Origin of the sequence: Nodosilinea sp. AN01ver1, assembly GCF_050565655.1 — a bacterium.
In the GTDB taxonomy this organism is placed as follows: Bacteria; Cyanobacteriota; Cyanobacteriia; order Phormidesmidales; family Phormidesmidaceae; genus Nodosilinea.
In genome coordinates, this window is record NZ_JBNXVS010000003.1 from 77,693 (window position 1) to 95,534 (window position 17,842).

The following is a 17,842-nucleotide window of genomic DNA, read 5'->3' on the forward strand; positions in this document are numbered from 1 at the left end:
CAGATTGAGGTTGGCCGCCATCCAACCCGTGGGTCTATGCGTATCAACAGCAGCCATTATGGGGCCAGCCAGCGGCCGGGAGAGGGGTTAGTGTGCCAGCAGCCATTGAGCGAAACGTCGAGCCGAGTATCTATATTTGCCACCCTTGGGAGGTTGGCCTACCGCTACCGGGGGCTGGTTTTGGCCCTGTGGGTGGTGCTGCTAGGGCTGGGCGGGCTGTTTGCCCCGCGTCTAGAAAGCGTGCTGCACGGCACTGGTACAACTTATGAAAGGGGGGAGGCCGCCCAAACCGATCGCCTGCTAGAAGACCGCCTGGGTCTAGATGCTGACGCACTGACGGTGGTGTTTGAGTACGCAAACGGCGATCGCGCCTCTGGGGCAGCCCTTGACCAACGCCCTGATATTCAGCCCCTGCTGGCCGATCTGGCCGATCTGCCCACGGTAGAGTCGGTGAGCCAGCCTGCGGTACCGCCCAGAGCGGCTGGCGATGTCGATTACCGCTTCATTAGCCTGCAGGTTGCAGACGGCGACACCAATACCGCCATTGCCAACCTGCTGACCCTGTTAGAGGACGAAACCCCTGCCGGAGTCACCAGCTATCTCACCGGCAAAGCCGTGGTGGACTACGAAGCGCAAAACATTAGCAAAAAAGACCTGGTGCGGGCCGAGGCGCTGTCGCTGCCGCTGACCCTGATTGCCCTGGTGTTTATTTTTGGCTCGGTGGTGGCGGCCCTGCTGCCGGTGGTGATGGCGGTGGCTACCGTCACCGTGACCAGTGGGCTAATTTACGCGATCGCCCAGTTTTCAGAGGTTTCTATTTTTGCCGTCACCCTGACCACCATGCTGGGCCTGGGGGTAGGCATCGACTTTACCCTGGTGATGGTGAGCCGTTTTCGAGAAGAGCTGGCCCACCGTTCAGTCCCTGAGGCCGTCACAGAAACTATGGCGACCGCCGGGGAAGCTGTATTTTATTCGGGCCTGACCACCTGTATTGGGCTGCTGAGCCTGCTGTTGTTTCCGGTGGTGCTGCTGCGATCGCTGGGGGTGGCCGGGTCGCTGGTGGTGCTGATGTCGGTGCTGGCGGCGCTCACCCTGGTGCCCGCGCTGCTGGGGGTTTTGGGTCACCAGATCAACCGCTGGCGACTGTTAACCCCCCGCGAAGGGGCGGGCTTTTGGGGTCGGTTTTCGCGCCAGATTATTCGCTATCGGGTGGTGGCGATCGCCGCTGTAGTGGCGATCATTCTGGTGCTGATGTCGCCCTTCTGGCAGGCCCAGTGGGGGTTGGGCGATGTCGATGCTTTACCGGCTACGGCCCAGGCGCGTCAGGGGGTAGAGGTTTTAGAGGAGGCGATCAGCGCCGGTCGCACGGCCCCGATTTTGGTGGCGGTCAGCACAGATAATGGCGATCGCGTGCTGGCCCCCAACACAGTAGAAGCCCTTTACACCTGGGTCAAATCGCTGGCCACCGACGACCGGGTGGCCACTGTGCAAAGCCTGTTTAATCTCGATCCAGCCTTTGATCTAGCGACCTACCAGCAGCTTTACCAAACTCCCGATCGCATTCCTCTAGAGTCGGTGGCTGCAGCAGTAGCGCGTCTGAGCGACGACGACACCACGCTAATTTCAATCAGCAGCCGTGCCGACAGCAACAGCCCCCAGTCGCGAGCACTGGTGCGAGAGCTGCGGCAAAAATCGATGCCTGGCCTCACGCTGAGCGTCGGGGGCGCTACCGCCAAGAGTCTGGATACCATTGACATTATTGGGCAGCGGGCCCCGTGGGCGATCGCGGCTGTCTTCCTGGTGACCTTCGTCTCCCTGACCCGACTATTCAACTCCGTAGTCATGCCGCTGAAGGCCATTTTCCTCAACGTCATGTCGATTGGGGCTTCGTTTGGGGCGCTGGTCTTTATCTTTCAGCAGGGCAACTTTCAAACGCTGCTCGACTTTACTCCGGTGGGCTACCTCGATATTTTGCTGCCCATTGTGCTGTTTTGCGTGCTGTTTGGCCTCTCAATGGACTACGAGGTGTTTTTGCTGGCCCGCATCAAAGAAGCCTACGATCGCACCGGCAACAATACTGATGCCATTGTCGAAGGGCTGGAGTGCACCGGGCGCATTATTACCAGTTCGGCCCTGCTGACCATCATCGTCACGGCTTCCTTTGCTTTTACCAGCATTATTTTTGTCAAAGCTCTGGGGCTGGGCATTGCGATCTCGGTCCTGATCGACTCGACTCTAATTCGCGCTGTGCTGGTGCCCGCCAGTATGCGCCTGATGGGTCACTGGAACTGGTGGTGTCCAAAGCTGAGGCGGCAATCTTTTTCTGGCTGAGCTAGATTTTAGATAGTTCTCTTCACTCTTGTAGCCCCTATGTTTTTACCGTTTTGTGCCCCGCCCTCTGCCGCATCTCGCCGCGAGTACCAGCGCCACAAGCTGGAAATGATGAAGTCCTGGCGCGATGCTTTAGAAACTCGCCTGGCTGCCCTCAATGCCGCGATTAGCACCGTTGAGCAGCAGATTAGTCAGGACGCTGAATAAACTACACTTTTTATCGCCCCGTTCCCCTAGGATATGACCTTAGCGGTAGGGTATTGCTAACCCTGCCGCCTGCTGTCATTCTTCTGGGTTGCCCCACTGGTTATGCCTGAATCTCTTTCGTCTACTTCTCCGGCCCTCTCCCCGGCGAGAGCCGTTCCGCTGATTCAGCCGATTGGGGTAAAAGCTATCTACGGCCTGGCGCTGCAGGGCGACCGGCTGCTGGCGGTTGACCCATTTCGGGGCTACCTGCTGCGCCTCGACCCCAAAACCGACCAGCTCGAAATTCTCAATGCTTCTGAGGCGGAGGCGTTTTATGGGGCTACGGGCGTGGCCTGCTGGCAAGACCAGCTGTGGTTCTGCCGTGACCATACGGTATACACCACCGCCCTCGACGACCTTCAGCCTGCCCCGGTGCTCACCCTGCCCTACCCCGCCGATGGGGTCGCCGTGTGGGAAAACACCCTCTACGTCAGCTGTAAAAAGGGGGGCTGTATTTTCGTCTGCGATCGCAGCTCAGGGCAGCGCATTACTCAGTTTCTGGCCCCCGGCATTGGTATCGAGAATATTTCGGTCTGGGGCGACTACCTGTGGGTCTGCGACCAGGTTGAGCAAACGGTGTACTGCCTCGATCGCGCCACTGGTGAGCTAGTTGTCAAAATGCTCACCCCCTTTGCTACCCCCACCGGGCTAGCGGTGCCGCCCCACACCACCCCAGAGAGCGGCACGATTTGGGTGGCCTACACCAACGAAGAACCCTACGTGCGAGAAGACCCCAACGGGGCCGAGCCCTACGTGCTGACCTTTCGCGATCGCACCCTCATCCATCCCCTCACCTACCGCTGGGACAAAGCGGCCAACTGCTGTCGCAGCAATGGCTACCTGGTCGAAATGACCTACGTCGAAGAAATCGACACCCTGGAAGATGCGATTCCGCTCGAAAATGTGGAGTGGCGAATTGCCTTTCCCACCAGCACCGATCGCCAGCGAGTCAAGTCGGTCGAGCCGGTGGGGCTGCCCTTTACAGAGCTACAGCAAAACGGTGAAAGGCTGGCCAGCTTCAGGTTCGATCGCCTCGACCCCAACCAGCGCCACCTGTTTGGCTGGAAAGCCCTGGTCGAGGTCTACGGCATCAAGTATCAGCTCACCCCGCGCCAGGTCGAGTCGGCCCCACCCCTGCCCCCCGAGTACGGCCCCCGCTACCTGATTGACGACGACGAACTAGCCATGGATACCCCCATGATTCAGGCGGCGGCTCGCGAGAGCGTAGGCAGCGAAACCAACCTGCTGCGCCAGGTGCTCAGCATTCGCAACTACGTCTACGACAAGCTTTCCTACGCCGTCACCCCGGCGATTGAGCCCCCCGATGTGGTGCTGATGCGGGGCCGGGGCTCCTGCGGCGAATACGTGGGCCTGCTGCTGGCCCTGATGCGCCTCAACGGCATCGCCTGCCGCACCGTGGGCCGCTACAAATGCCCGGCCCACGCCGACCAGGCCGGGCTCTACCTGGAGCCCGACTTCAACCACGTCTGGATTGAGTTCTACATTCCTGGCTTTGGCTGGGTGCCGATGGAGTCTAACCCCGACGATGTGCAGGAAGGTGGCCCCTACCCCACCCGCTTTTTTATGGGCCTACCCTGGTGGCATGTAGAAATGGGCAAAGACATTTCCTTTGAAAAGCTGATTTACCCTCCGGGCGGTCCCGAAGTTCGTCTGGGCGATCTGGCCGTCAACCACATGCGGTTTAAAATCCTAGGGGAACTGGCCCCCTAGAAAGTCAGATAGTGGAATTTGCGGGGTGATGACCGCAGATTTGATCCCAATCGTTCATGCTGCTAGCGCGGCACCCTCAACAACAAAAACAGCCGTAGCCGTTCCCTGAGCGAAGTCGTTGGTGAAGCCGCCCCAAAGGGGCTAGGGAACGGCTATTTTCAGGGCAAATCCGAGTCACACAACCCCAATTCGAAATCGAGATCTCGTAGGGAGCATTGCACTGCAATGTCTCTACAAGCCGGGGGTATACAGACAGGATTGGGTATCACTCAATCAGCCGCTGAAACTGGGGATGGTCGCGAACACCGTCAAAGTGGGCATCGATCTGCACCATGACTTTGTACACGTAGGGGCTGAGCACAAAAGTGCGGTAGAGGTTCTTGAGGGTGTTCTCCAGGTTGCCCACCATGGCATAGGCGCGGGCTTTGCCGTACCAGGCATTGGGGTTGTCAGCGTGGTGGCTGAGGGATGTCTCAAAGCTGGCGATCGCCTCGCTGTAGCGCCCCATTTGAATCAGCACCGTGCCCCGCTGATTCCAGATGTAGTGAGCGTTGGGCCGGTAGTCGAGGGCCAGCTGCAGCACCCGCAGCGCATCGTCGTAGCGGTGCAAGCCACACAGGGCAACACCCTGGTTGTAGCGGGCGCGGTGGTCCTGGGGGCTGAGCCTGAGGCTGTGCTCAAAGCTGGCAACGGCATCGCGGTAGCGGTGCAGCTGGTTTTGGGCCGTGCCCAGGTTGTACCAGGCTTTGTTGTCGCCAGGGCTGAGCTTGACCGCCCGCTCCAAGTGGGTCGCGGCTTCTTCAAAGTGGCTGAGCTTGGCCAGGGCGTGGCCCTTGCCGTGCCAGGCTAGACCGTAGTCGGGGCAGTGGGCAATGGCCTGGTTAAAGCTTTCAACAGAGGCCTCAAACTGTTTGAGAGCAGCCAGACAGAACCCGTGCAGCGTCCAAACCTCGTAGTCATCTGGGTTGAGGGTAAGTGCCGCCTCAAACCGCGACAGCGCCTCACTGTGGCGACCGATAGCGTAGAGGGCATCTCCCTGACCCCGGAGTAGCTTGGCGCGGGTGAGTTTAGATAGGGCGACGTCAGAGCTAGCAGACATAGAGGCAATCAGCAGCGGTGAGGGCATAGGCTGGTCGGCTTTTAACCCAGCTTGCCCATTTCTCTAGGGGCGATCGCCATCGGTGGGCGCTTCTAGCCCGGACGCTTCGGGATTCCCTGGAGCACAAACCCAGCGCTGCACCGCCAAACCCTTTGGGGCAGAGACCTTCCCCAGCCAGCCAATACTAGTAGCGTACGCTACTTATGCCGGATGTACTCATATAAATCGATGTAGGCCTGCCCAGGGTGATTCCAGGAAAAGTCGTACTGCATCCCCTGCTGAGCCAGCTGCTTAAAGGTATCAGGGGCATGATCCCAAACGTCGAAGGCGCGGTTCATCGCCGACTCTAGGGCGACATTATCGCTCTGGAAGAACACAAACCCGTTGCGCTCTTCAGGCCCGTGCAGGGTGTCATAATCCCAGTCAAACACGGTGTTAACCAGGCCACCTACGCCTCGCACAATGGGCACCGTGCCGTACTTAAGCCCAATCATCTGGGTCAGGCCGCAGGGTTCAAAGTTGCTGGGCACCACAATCATATCGGCTCCGGCGTAGATCAAATGGGCCAGCTCTTCGTTAAAGCTGAGCTCCAGATGTACGTCGGGGTTGTCGTTGAGGAAGTTCTTTTCATGCCAAAACCAGTCGTTGATGCCCCGTTCGGTGGCCGAGCCCAGCAGCACAAACTGCGCCCCTCGGGCCAGGGTGTGGTAGATGGCGTGGTGAACCAGGTGCACCCCTTTTTGGTCGTCAAGGCGGCCAATGAAAGCGACTAGGGGCCTGTCGCTCTGGCGCAGCAGCAGGCGATCGCGCAGCTCTTTCTTATTTAGCGCCTTGTCTTCAAAGGTGGTGAGGCCGTAGTGGTGCGGGATGTAGCGATCGCACTCCGGGTTCCACACCTCGTAGTCAATGCCGTTGAGAATGCCCGAAAACTTGTGCTGGTTGGTGTGCAGCGTGTGGCCCAGGCCAAAGCCCTCATTGCCGTACTGGGCCTCAATGGCATGGTAGGGCGACACCGTATTGACGTGGTTGGCGTAGGTAATGCCCCCTTTCATAAAGTTGATCGAGAAGGGGTTGAAGTTGTCGCGCAGGCGATCGTACTGAAAATAGTACTCAGGCCGATTAAGCCCCGTAGCCTGCAAAATTTCGGTACCGCCAAAGCCCTGGTGCTTGAAGTTGTGAATGGTGTACAGCGTGCGCTGAAACTCCATGCCGTTGTACTTATAAATTTCAAACAGCATGGCCGGAATCAGTCCCGTCTGCCAGTCGTGGCAGTGGATCACATCGGGACGCTTGTTGCTGCGCAGCAAAAACTCCATCGCCGCCTTGCTAAAGAAGGCAAACCGCATCGGGTCGTCATCGCAGCCGTAGTAGCAGCCCCGGTTAAAGAACATCTCCCACGACTTGGGTTCAATAAAGAAGCACAACCGCCCGTACACCCAGCCGCAGAGCACATCGCAGCGAATATCGGTGCCAAACCAGGGCACGATCAGGTCGCGGTAGGCATCGTGCAGACCCCAAATGTGGTCGTAGCGCATGCAGTCATACTTAGGCAGGATGATCTCGACGCAATGCCCCCGGTGTTCTAGCTCGGTGCTCAGGCCGTAGACCACATCACCCAGACCCCCAGCCTTGATGACAGGAGCACATTCCGAGGCAATCTGCACGATATACATGGTGTCTCCCCGCTGTCCCGTTATAAAAGTTCATTTTAATGCCCCTATTCAATCAGGATGTTGGGGCAGAGGCAAGGGGCGAAGGGGGGAGATGGGTGGATGGGTAGATGGGTGGATGGGTGAGCGAGTAGGTGGGCAGGTGGGGGGTGAGAAGTTCAAAATTGAGAATTCAAAATTCAAAGTTGAGAATTCAAAATTTTGAACTTTGAATTCTCGTTTTACCTTGTGAGAAGCCGCTTCGCGGTTATATTCCCCTCATCCCCTCACTCCTCCCCCGCTTTGCCTTCAGCCTTCATCTGCTCCAGGGCTTGCCAGCGGGTTTCGAGTTCTTCGCGCTCTTGTTTGAGGCTGCGCTCTAGTTCTTGAATTTCATCGCGGCGGGCGGCGGTTTCGAGGGCGCGGCGGTCGACCTCCTGGCTTTTGAGGGTAAGGGACTGCCGCCAGCGTTCGGCCCGTTCGATTTCCTGCTCTAGGGCTTCGGGGGTAACGCCGTAGGCCAGGTAGTGTTCGACCAGGTCTAGCACCCAGGCGGTGGCATCTTGCACAGACACAATCTGGTTGAGGTTGTCGAGCTCGATCAGCACCAGGTTGCCCTCTTGAAAGGCCAGCAGGCGCGTGGTTTCAACGATGCGTTCTACCGACAGTAGTGTCCAGGTAGATTCAGAGGTCTGTTCGGCCAGCAGTAAAAGTTCTGCACCGCCCAGGAACGCCTTTTTTTGAACCTTGGCCAGGTATTGCATTAGCTGTCGAAATCCATACCCCTATGGCACGAGTATAGCTGGTGAACTCTACATTTCAGAGTGGGGCTATACCTGGGTCATCAGGATGTCGTGTCGGCCAGTTCACGATGACGTTCGCATAGGGCACAGCCGATCGCCTGATTGTGCAAACCCGGCGGCTATGGGTTCTTCACGGATTAACACCTTTTTGTTCTGGCGTCCTGGCTAATGTGGCAGTTGCTGTCTACATAAGTAGGTGGCACTGACCGTAGAAATACGGATTTAGGCACCTGCTGCCGTGCAATTTTGGTAAACAACATAGGTTATCCCGCCGATGCGGCCACCCTTGTCGATTATTAAAATCGAGTTACTATACAAAGCGTTATAGTTTTCAGGCCTGTGATTCAGACGACGTTCTGCACGCCCTGAAAATGGCCACGGTTCGACCTATCAGAGTGCGCTACCATGTCAAACCTTGAGCAGACCATTGAAAGAATGTTTGCGGCCCGCCGCCTAACTCGCAACGACCAGCAGCAGCTCATGGCGATGTTCTCCCAGCGGGATTTGAGCCCCAATGATGCGGCTCTCATCAATCGAGTGTACGAGGCGCTGAGCCAGGGAAGACTGCGCGTGGTTGATTAACCTACAACAAGAAGGGTGCCTCAGGAGCACTGTCTTTGCAGGTGGAGTTTTTGCCAGACAGAGGAGTCGAGGGCTACAGCGGCCCAGATCAGGTTGGGCAAGGCCAATTCGAGTTAAGATCTCCACGACGTTAACTATTGTAGGGTCATGGCAGACACTCCTAATACCTCCCCTGAGAAGCCTAAAAAGAAGATAATCACTGTGGGAGAAAAGAGCGGCGGTGAGCGCAGCACCGGAGAGCGCCGTGATGGCAATCGTGAGGGTAACAGGGGCCGACGCGGTGGCCGAGGCCGCGATCGCGATGAGCGCGATCGCAAACCTGCCATTCCCCCGGCTCTAATGCGTGGCCCCAAACCCAAGCCCAAAGCTGAAGAAGTGCCCGGGGAACCCGTGGCTGAAGCAGCAGTAGCTGAAGAGCCCGTGACTGAGGAAGCCGTAGCTGAAACGGCGGTGGCTGAGGAGTCCGTGGCTGAAGCGGCGGTAGCTGAAGAAGTGGTGGCTGAAGAATCGGTCCCTGAAGAACCTGTCGCTAAACAGTCTGTCGCTGGGGCAGCTGTGGCTGAAGAGCCCGCCGCTGAGGCAGCAGCCCCTGAAGCGGCTGAAGCTGAGGCACCCACCTCCGAACCTGCGGCTGACGCCACCCCTGAGGCGGCTGATTCCGATACCGAAACCACCTCAGCTTAAACACCCTCACTCGTTCGTTTACTCAGATGATCGCTCAGAAGCCTCGGTAGCCTGGTCTGCCGGGGCTTCTGCTGATTCTAAGTATTGGCTATCGACCAAAAACGCCCCTTTGTCGAACTTGATGCCCCAGTAGCCACCGGGGCGGCGGCTTTGAATAATTCCTTCGGCCCCTACGGGCAGGGTGTCGGCGGGGCGCAGCATGGGCATGGGGTCGGCGGTTTTAAAGTAGGGCGGGCAAGCGATCAGGCGAACGCGATCGCCGACGGTAAATTCAGCTGTCATGGCAACCTTTGAAACAGGGCAGAACTAAACCAGTAGGGGCAGAGCATTGGTGCAGTAGGGACCCCCTCCCCTTAAACCGTAGCTTACTCTGGCTCGCTCGATGCCCTTCTAAGCTCAGTCAAGCGTCTACTGACAACCTTGGCGCAGGCGGCTGAGTCAGGTGATTTTTGGGATGGTCTGGAGCACTGGTTTCGCTAGCGCCGAGGGCGATCAGCGCCGCTTTTTGGGCCTCGGTTAGCCCCGTTACGCCGGTAATGGTCAGGCCTTCGTAGGGGCGGGGCACGCGCAGCGTTTGCGCGTGGCAGTAGATAAAGCCGTCGGGGGTGGGTGACTTGCTCCAGACCTGAATGGTTTCGTCCTGGCTGCAGCTAATCAGGCGATCGCCCTCGGCGCTAAACGTGACGTAGCGCACCCATTTGTCGTGGCCGCAGAGGGTTTGGTGGCAGCGGCGGCTGGGCAGGTGCCAGAGCTTGATGGTGGTGTCGCCACCGCAGCTGGCCAACCACTGGCCATCGGGGCTAAAGGCCACCGCCAGCACCAGGCTGGGGTGGGTGCCGATGACGGTGCGATGGCCCAGTTTGAGATCCCACAGCATGACGTAGCCGTTGGAGCCGCCGCTGGATAGGAACCGACCGTCGGGGCTAAAGGCCAGGCCTCGCACCCAGCTGCCTTCGCAGGGCAGGGTTTGCAGGCAGGTTTGGGTGGCGATATCCCACAGGCGCACGGTTTGGTCCTGGCTGCCGCTGGCCAAGCGGCGACCGTCGGGGCTAATCGCCAGAGTCCAAACGCCGCTGGTGTGGTCGGTCAAAACGCCACGGCTAGTTCGGCTGTTCAGATCCCACAGGCGAATGGTGCCATCCAGGCTGCCGCTGGCCAGCAGGTCGCCCTGGGGGCAAAAGGCCAGCGCCCAAACCTCATGGCTGTGGTCGGTCCAGGTGGCGTGACAGTCTCCCGTTTCGCTGGCCCACAGGCGCACGGTGCGATCGTCGCCGCCGCTGGCAATCCAGCGGCCATCGGGGCTGACGGCGACGGCAAACACCCATCCCTCATGTCCTTTAAAGGCTTGGGGAGTGGCCTGAGGATCGGCCTGCTCGGTGAGGGGCCACAGACGCACCTGGCGATCTTGCCCGCCGCTGACCAGGTAGTGCCCTTGGGGATGCAGCGCCACTGACCACACGCCGCTGTTGTGGCCGCGCAGCACTCGCAGGGCCTGGTGGGTTTGGCTATCCCACAGCCGCACAGACTGGTCTTCGCTGGCGCTGGCCAGGGTGCGGCTATCGGGGCTAAAGGCCACGTTTGAGATCCAGCTGCTGTGGCCCTTGAAGGCCCAGTTGACCTGCCCGGTTTGCCAGGTCCAGAGGCGAATGGTTTGATCATCGCCGCCGCTGGCCAGATAGCGACCATCGGGGCTGAAGGCTACCGATCGCACCGCTTGAGTATGGTTCTGGGGCGATCGCCCCAGCGAGTCGGTCTGCAACCGCTGCCGCTGCCGTTGGGTTGCCACGTCCCAAATATCTATGCTGCCGTCCTGGTGACCGCTGGCCAGGGCGTGGCCGTCGGGGCTAAAGGCAATAGACCACACGGGTGATCCGGCAACCATTACGGTGCTGTGGTCGCTAGCCGACTCTCTACCCAAGCGCCACAGTCGCAGGGTGCCATCGTAGCTACCGCTGGCCAGCTGATGGCCGGTTAGGGCCAGGGCGCGATCGCCGCTGAGGTAGCCCTGGGGGGCAAAGGCCACCGATCGCACCTCGTCGGCATGACCGCTGAGACAGTAGACCAGGGTGCGGGTGCGCACATCCCAAACTCGAATCTGGTGATCTTCGCAGCCGCTGGCGAGGTAGCGCCCGTCGGGGCTAAAGGCCAGCGAAAAGACCCGGCTGGAGGAATCTTTGAGCTGGCCGTAGCGATCGCCCGTGGCCAGATTCCACAGGTCGATGGTGCCGTTGGCGCTGCTGGCCAGGGTCTGGTTGTCGGGGCTAAAGGTGACCGCCCAGCACCAGCCATCCTGGGCGTGCAGGGTGAGCACGGGCTGGGCATCGCTGACCCGCCACAGGTGAATTTCGTAGCTGACATCGCTGGCGGCCAGCAGCTCACCGTCGGGGCTGAAGGCAATGGCCAGCACCTGGCTGAAGGTGTCTTTAAACACCGATCGCGCTAGGTTTGCCCCCGCAAAGTTGGTCTGGTGCAGAAGGCTGTCCTGCAGGTAGGCCTGCCAGATCGTTTGCTCAGAAAAATCCCAGCCCGCCAGCGGTATCTGGGCCTGCTGAAGCAGGTTGAGCAGGTTGCCGCAGGCGTAGCTGGGCAGGTGCTGACCGCGCCAGGCCGCCAGGTGATGGCGCAAATGGTCGCTCAGGTCGCCGGGCCGCAGTCGCTGCTGCAGCCGTTCCAGCACGGGCTGTAAAATGAGCCGCGTTTGGCTGTCTCGCAGGTAGTCTTTGGTCTGAGCCAAAATTAGGGGATGGCTGTGCAGCAGGCTGGCGCTGGTGGGGGCGGCCAAAATGACCTGGCTGATCTGCTCTACCAGCCAGTCGGTTATGTACTCCATCACCACGGGCTGGAGGGTAAAGCGGGTGGGGCTGGCCCTGGGGGTATCGCGCTCAATCAGCGATCGCCGCTCCAGGCTGGTGAGGGCTTCGATCAGATCGCCCAGGGCGAGGGGGGCGACCAGGTCGGCGCGCACCTGGGCCAGGGTGACGGGTTCGCGGTAAATGGCGAGCCAGGCCATCACCTGCTGCTCTACGGGCGAGAGCCGATCGAGCTGGTGGGTGAGCAGGTCGCGAATGTCGCCAAAGACCGAGTCTCCCTGAGTCAGAACCTGCACAAACGGCTCTAGCTGACCGTCAAAACAGTCCTGCACGACGGCGGCGACCATCTTGAGGGCGAGGGGGTTACCCGCGTAGTGATTGTTCAGGTGCTGCCACTCGGCGGGGGTGCCAGTGAATTTTCCCCTGGCCTGAACAATTGTCTGACCCACGGGCGACGGCAGCCCTCGCAGCCGCAGCGATCGCACCGGCAGGGTTTCGCCTTCGTGCTGGGCAATTTCTTTGATTTTTTCGCGGCTGGTGAGCACGATGGTGCTCGGGTGCTCAACGTTGCCCAGGCTGGCAAAGAGCTGGCCGTAGTTCTCGTAGCCGGGCAGATAGGTGCCGGTGCGATCGCGGGGCCGCAAAATGGTTTCGCCGTTGTCGAGCACGATCAGGCAGCGGTGCTGGCGCAGCTGATCGAGCAGCGATCGCAGCAAACCGTCGAACTCTGCTCCAGGGGTTTCGGGCACCGCCGCCGAGAGCACCCCCAGCAGGTCTTTCAGCAGGTCGTTAACTGGGGGGGCGTGGCGCAGCGATCGCCAGATCACCACCTCAAACTGGTCTTGCACCTGCTGAGCCAGCTTCACCGCCAGGGTGGTTTTGCCCATGCCGCCCATGCCAAACAGCCCCACCAGTCGACAGCGCTGCCCCGCACTGCCCCCAGCGGCATCCTCGCTCAAAATCCAGTGCTGAAGCTGGGCGAGTTCGTCGGTACGGCCATAGAAGTGCGTGGCGGCGGCGGCATCGCCCCAGTCGCGGCGATGAACTGGGGCAGGCGGGGCAATGGCCTGCCCCAGCGGTGCCGTCTGGGGCAGCAGACCTCGCTGCTGTCGGGTCAGCACCTCCCGCAGGTTGCGCTTTGTGACCTTTTCGCCCAGATTCTCCGACAGGCACTGCCACAGCTCAGCGCCAATTTGCCGGATGTAGCCGACCTCGTAACCCAGCGCCAGGGCCGTGGCCTGGTAGGTGCGATCGCTCCAGGCCTGCTGAAATAGCGCCGTCTGCACCGGGTTCAGCGCACCCACCCCGCGCTCGGCCAAAACCTGATTAACCAGTCCTAGCGCATCGTCGGCGGTCATGGCTGTGTATCCAAGATTACTGGCTGCTCTGGAACTCAGGCGGCATGGGGCATAGCGGCCTTTCACTGAGGCGATCCTAGCCAAGCCTGATCTCCAACTTTGTGCCATAGGCAACATTTTGCTGAGCCAGCCTGCTTCCCCTGCCCAGAAACGCACGTTTGGCGAACTTTCCTCGAACTTCAGTGCTCGGGCGGCGTTGGTAATCTCTCTTTAACGTCTGGCAACGTTCCACAACACTGAGCCCGTGCTCCAAGCTCCGTTCTCCATCCGCTTCCGATCGAAAAAGAGGTTCAGCCGCCGTTCTTCCTCAGGAGAAGTGGCCGAGGATGGGCTAGAGCGCTTCATCTTGATTGTCCTTTGCTCTCAATTCAGGAGAACCTCATGCGCAACCCCACGTTTCAGGTAACCCGCCGCCAGATGGTGCGGGGACTACTGGCCACGGGTGCCTTCGGCCTGACGGTCAAGCTTAGCGCCTGCGGCAATGCCCCGACGGCAGCAGGCGGCGATACGCTGACGGCTGGCTTTATCTACGTTGGCCCCAAGGACGACTATGGCTACAACCAGGCCCATGCCGAGGGGCGCGCCAGCCTGGACGGCATGGATGGAGTAAAAACTTCCGAAGAAGCCAGCGTGCCCGAAACCAACGCGGTGCAGGAAACCATCCGCAGCATGATCGATCTGGATGGGGCTACCGCGATTTTCGCCACCTCCTTTGGCTACTTTGACCCCCATGTGCTGGCCCTGGCCCAAGACTTTCCTGAGGTGCAGTTTTTCCACTGCGGCGGGCTGTACCAGGAGGGTGTGCACCCTGAGAACGTGGGCAGCTACTTTGGCTATATCGACGAAGCCCAGTACGTGGCGGGGGTGGTCGCGGCCCACGCCTCCAACAGCAAGCGGCTCGGGTTCATTGCCGCTAAACCCATTCCCCAGGTGTTGCGCAACGTCAACAGCTTTACCCTGGGGGCTCGCAGCATCGACCCCAGTGTGACTACCCAGGTGATCTTTACCGGCGACTGGGCCGACCCGGTGCGCGAGGCCGAGGCCGCCAACAGCATGGCCGACCAAGGCATAGACGTGCTCACCTGCCACGTTGACAGCCCCAAGGTGGTGATGGAAACCGCCGAGCGACGCGGCATTTTTGCCTCGGGCTACCACGCTAACCAGGCCGAACTGGCTCCCCAGGGCTACCTCACCGGGGCCGAGTGGGACTGGTCGAATGTGTACAAAAACTATGTCGCCATGATGCAGGAGGGCAAAACTCTAATGAACGGCGGCATTCCCCATTTGGTGCGGGGCGGTTTCAAAGATGGCTTTCTCAAGCTGTCGCCCTACGGACCAGGGGTGAGTGCTTCGGCTCAGGAGGCGGCAGAGGCCGCTAAAGCCCAGTTAATCTCTGGCGAACTGGTGATTTACAAGGGCGAAATTAAGGATAACCAGGGCAAGGTCGCGATCGCGGGCGGCAAAGAACTTGGCCAAACGGCGCTGGAGCTGGAGCAGATGAACTGGCTGGCGGAAGGGGTGATGGGGAGCGTGGGGTAGGTCGAGGGCAAAAATTTTGAATTCTCAATTTTGAATTTTGAATTCAAAGTTCAAAGTTCAAAATTTAATCCCTACCTATCCCTAACTATTGGAAAAAATGGAGCAGAGTTATGAGCGATCGCTGGCGAAGTCTTCTCGAAAAAGTCTGCATTCCGGTTGGGGCGCTGGTGGCGGCCCTGATGATCTTTGGCCTATTTTGTGCCCTGGCCGGGGCGAACCCGTTTGGGGTCTACTACTCGATCTATCGGGCTGCCTTTGGCAGCTGGAGTTCGTTTCAGAACACGCTGATTCAGGCGTCGCCGCTGATGCTGAGTGCGCTGTGTACGGCGCTGCCGGCGCGGCTGGGGCTGGTAATTATCGGCAACGAGGGGGCGCTGGTGCTGGGGGGGCTGGCGGCGGTAGCGGGCGGCCTTACCCTGGGCGGCTGGGGGCTGCCCACCCCTGGGGTGCAGCTGGGTATGGCGCTGGCGGGCATGTTAGTAGGCGGCATTTGGATTGCCATCGTTGGGGCGCTGCGGCACTACCGGGCGGTGAACGAGACCATTAGCAGCCTGCTGATGAACTACATCGCGATCGCCCTGCTCAACCACATGGTCAATGGCCCGATGAAGGATCCTAGCTCCCTCAATAAGCCCTCGACCTTTCCCATTCCTGAGATGCACATGCTGGGCACGCTGCCCGGCAGCCGGGTGCACTACGGGCTGGTGCTGGGGTTGGTAGCCTGCGGTCTGGCCTACTTCTTAATTCAGCGCACCACCTTTGGCTTTGCGGCTCGTACCGCCGGGGGCAACATACGGGCCGCGCGGGTAGCAGGGCTGCCGGTGGGCAAGCTCACCCTGGCGATCTGCTTTTTGGGCGGTGCCTGTGCGGGGCTGGCGGGCATGGTTGAGGTAGCGGCGGTGCACGGTCGAGCCAACGAATCGCTAAATGCTAACTACGGCTACGGCGGCGTGCTGGTGGCCTTTATCGCTCGCCACAACCCGATCGCGGCCAGCCTGGTGGCGCTCCTGCTGGGCGGCATTCTGGCTAGCGGCGGCATTCTCCAGCGCAGCCACGGCCTGCCCGACGCCACGGTGATGGTGTTTCAGGGCATTGTGTTTCTCTCGGTGCTCTACAGCGACTCGCTCTACGGCAAGCTGCCCATCTTTAAGGCGCGCCCGCCCAAGGTACGACCTGCGCCCCCGGTGGCAACGGCCACCCCGGTCTAGGCTGGCCACGGGCATCAACGTCCGTAGGGGTACAGCACTGCTGTGCCCCTACCCAAGACCATCACGCTTTTAGTTCAATCCACGCATCCACGGAGAGTGAGAACCATGGCCAGTGAAGCTTTAGGCTGGTGGGGCATTCCCCTCGCCATTCTTGCTGGAACCCTGCGGGGGAGCGCCCCGTTTCTGTTTGTCAGCCTGGGAGAATGTCTGACCGAGAAAAGCGGCAAAATCAACCTGGGCCTGGAGGGCACCCTGCTGATGGGGGCGATGAGCGCCTACGCCGTGTCGTACCTGACCGGGTCGCCCTGGCTGGGGGTAATCGTGGCGGGCATTGCCGGCATGTTTTTGGGCCTGATTCACGGCTGGCTGTCGCAGCAGCCCAGGGTGAACGATGTGGCGGTGGGCATCGCCATGATTATCTTTGGCAGCGGCCTGGCCTTCTTTTTGGGCAAGCCCTTTATTCAGCCCTCGGCCCCCCAGCTGCCGGTGATTTCTCTGGGAGCCTGGAGTCAGATGCCCCAGGTGCAGTCGGCGCTGCAAATTAGCCCGCTGTTTTTGGCGGGGGTGGCGATCGCGCCCCTGATGCAGTGGTTCTTTCGCTCGACTCGCTGGGGGCTGCTGGTGCGGGCGGTGGGCGACAGCCCGGATGCCGCCCGGGCGATGGGTATCTCGATCTTTAAGGTGCGGATGGCCAGCATTGTGGCGGGCAGCTTTTTGGCCGGCATTGGCGGGGCATCGCTGTCGCTGTTTTACCCCGGCAGCTGGTCGGAGCGAATTTCGAGCGGTCAGGGCCTGATGGCGGTGGCCCTGGTGATATTCGCCCGCTGGAGTCCGGTGCAGTGTCTCTATGCGTCGCTGCTGTTTGGCGGTGCCCAGGCGATCGGCCCGGCCCTGCAATCGGTGGGCATCGATGCCTACTACTATTTGTTCAATGCGTCACCATACATTCTGACGCTAATCATTATGATCGTCACCTGTTCGCCCAAGCGGACGCTGACGGGTGCCCCAGGGGCCTTAGGACAGGCGCAGGAGTAGTCCCATCGCCCCAACCCTTCCTACCATCATCGTGTGTCTTCAACGCTGTAAGTCATCAACGTTCGATCGCAATGGAGAGTAACCATGGGAGTTTTTGTTGAAGCCGAGCCGTACCCCTACCCCTACAACGGCGATCTGCGGCCTGAGAATACGGCGCTGATTGTAATCGACATGCAGACCGACTTTTGCGGCATCGGCGGCTATGTCGACAAAATGGGCTACGACCTGGCCCTCACCCGCGCCCCGATCGCGCCCATTGCCAAGCTGCTGGGGGTAATGCGCGATCGCCATTTCACCATCATCCACACCCGCGAAGGTCATCGCCCCGATCTGGCCGACCTGCCAGAAAACAAGCAGTGGCGATCGCGGCAAATCGGCGCGGGCATCGGTGACCCCGGCCCCTGCGGGCGCATTCTGGTGCGCGGCGAACCCGGCTGGGAAATCATCCCCGATCTGCAGCCCCTGCCCGGCGAAGTGGTAATCGACAAACCCGGCAAAGGCTCCTTCTACGCCACCGATTTAGATTTAATCCTGACCCGCAAGGGCATTCAAAACATTATTCTGACCGGCATTACCACCGATGTCTGCGTCCACACCACCATGCGCGACGCCAACGATCGCGGCTACGAGTGCCTGCTGCTGTCTGACTGCACAGGCGCGACGGACTACGGCAACCACCTGGCGGCGCTGAAAATGGTCAAAATGCAGGGCGGCGTGTTTGGCGCGGTGGCCCACTCCGAAGCGCTGATCGAGGCATTGGTTTAGTT

The 17,842-nt window shown here is 60.1% G+C and carries 14 protein-coding genes; 9 read left to right on the top strand and 5 right to left on the bottom strand.

Annotation, left to right across the window (positions count from 1 at the left end; all coding sequences use genetic code 11):
• Positions 1-36: 36 nt before the first annotated feature.
• From ACQ4N7_RS04365 to ACQ4N7_RS04375, 3 genes are all read left to right on the top strand, one after another.
• Positions 37-2,331, top strand: coding sequence for an MMPL family transporter (locus ACQ4N7_RS04365; protein WP_430710408.1), 2,295 nt, complete (start codon positions 37-39; stop codon positions 2,329-2,331).
• A 39-nt stretch (positions 2,332-2,370) separates the two neighbouring features.
• Positions 2,371-2,538, top strand: coding sequence for a hypothetical protein (locus ACQ4N7_RS04370; protein WP_194024558.1), 168 nt, complete (start codon positions 2,371-2,373; stop codon positions 2,536-2,538).
• Positions 2,539-2,640: 102 nt separating this feature from the next.
• Positions 2,641-4,308 (top strand): transglutaminase domain-containing protein, encoded by a 1,668-nt coding sequence (locus ACQ4N7_RS04375; protein ID WP_430710409.1) that lies wholly within the window; start codon positions 2,641-2,643, stop codon positions 4,306-4,308.
• A 265-nt stretch (positions 4,309-4,573) separates the two neighbouring features.
• On the opposite strand, the gene ACQ4N7_RS04380 is transcribed toward ACQ4N7_RS04375, so the two are convergent.
• The 3 genes from ACQ4N7_RS04380 to ACQ4N7_RS04390 all read right to left on the bottom strand — a co-directional run bounded on the left by ACQ4N7_RS04380 (position 4,574) and on the right by ACQ4N7_RS04390 (position 7,820).
• Positions 4,574-5,407, bottom strand: coding sequence for a tetratricopeptide repeat protein (locus ACQ4N7_RS04380; protein ID WP_430710410.1), 834 nt, complete (start codon positions 5,405-5,407; stop codon positions 4,574-4,576).
• 197 nt (positions 5,408-5,604) lie between these two features.
• A complete protein-coding gene (glgA, locus tag ACQ4N7_RS04385) occupies positions 5,605-7,080 on the bottom strand; it encodes a glycogen synthase GlgA (RefSeq protein WP_430710411.1) in 1,476 nt (491 codons plus the stop codon).
• 263 nt (positions 7,081-7,343) lie between these two features.
• Positions 7,344-7,820: a hypothetical protein gene (locus ACQ4N7_RS04390; RefSeq protein ID WP_430710412.1), complete on the bottom strand. Its 477-nt coding sequence runs from the start codon at positions 7,818-7,820 to the stop codon at positions 7,344-7,346.
• A gap of 444 nt (positions 7,821-8,264) precedes the next feature.
• Between ACQ4N7_RS04390 and ACQ4N7_RS04395 the strand changes: the two genes are divergently transcribed.
• Together ACQ4N7_RS04395 and ACQ4N7_RS04400 are read left to right on the top strand one after the other, a co-directional pair.
• Positions 8,265-8,441: a hypothetical protein gene (locus ACQ4N7_RS04395; RefSeq protein ID WP_190524118.1), complete on the top strand. Its 177-nt coding sequence runs from the start codon at positions 8,265-8,267 to the stop codon at positions 8,439-8,441.
• 147 nt (positions 8,442-8,588) lie between these two features.
• Positions 8,589-9,125, top strand: a complete 537-nt coding sequence (locus ACQ4N7_RS04400; RefSeq protein WP_430710413.1) for a hypothetical protein — start codon at positions 8,589-8,591, stop codon at positions 9,123-9,125.
• An 18-nt stretch (positions 9,126-9,143) separates the two neighbouring features.
• Here the strand turns inward: ACQ4N7_RS04400 and sipA are convergent, their stop codons facing one another.
• Positions 9,144-9,407, bottom strand: a complete 264-nt coding sequence (gene sipA, locus ACQ4N7_RS04405) for a regulatory protein SipA (RefSeq protein WP_430710414.1) — start codon at positions 9,405-9,407, stop codon at positions 9,144-9,146.
• A 118-nt stretch (positions 9,408-9,525) separates the two neighbouring features.
• The gene (locus ACQ4N7_RS04410; RefSeq protein WP_430710415.1) at positions 9,526-13,293 is read right to left on the bottom strand and encodes an NB-ARC domain-containing protein; all 3,768 of its coding nucleotides are present in this window, start codon (positions 13,291-13,293) and stop codon (positions 9,526-9,528) included.
• Positions 13,294-13,674: 381 nt separating this feature from the next.
• Here ACQ4N7_RS04410 and ACQ4N7_RS04415 point away from each other — a divergent pair, with 381 nt between their 5' ends.
• From ACQ4N7_RS04415 to biuH, 4 genes are all read left to right on the top strand, one after another.
• Entirely contained in the window at positions 13,675-14,832 is a 1,158-nt protein-coding gene (locus ACQ4N7_RS04415; RefSeq protein ID WP_430710416.1) for a BMP family ABC transporter substrate-binding protein, read from the top strand.
• 110 nt (positions 14,833-14,942) lie between these two features.
• The gene (locus tag ACQ4N7_RS04420; protein ID WP_430710417.1) at positions 14,943-16,040 is read left to right on the top strand and encodes an ABC transporter permease; all 1,098 of its coding nucleotides are present in this window, start codon (positions 14,943-14,945) and stop codon (positions 16,038-16,040) included.
• 105 nt (positions 16,041-16,145) lie between these two features.
• Positions 16,146-17,075, top strand: coding sequence for an ABC transporter permease (locus ACQ4N7_RS04425; RefSeq protein WP_430710418.1), 930 nt, complete (start codon positions 16,146-16,148; stop codon positions 17,073-17,075).
• Positions 17,076-17,159: 84 nt separating this feature from the next.
• On the top strand, positions 17,160-17,840 hold the full coding sequence (biuH, locus tag ACQ4N7_RS04430) for a biuret amidohydrolase (protein WP_430710419.1): 681 nt from the start codon (positions 17,160-17,162) through the stop codon (positions 17,838-17,840).
• Positions 17,841-17,842: the final 2 nt, after the last annotated feature.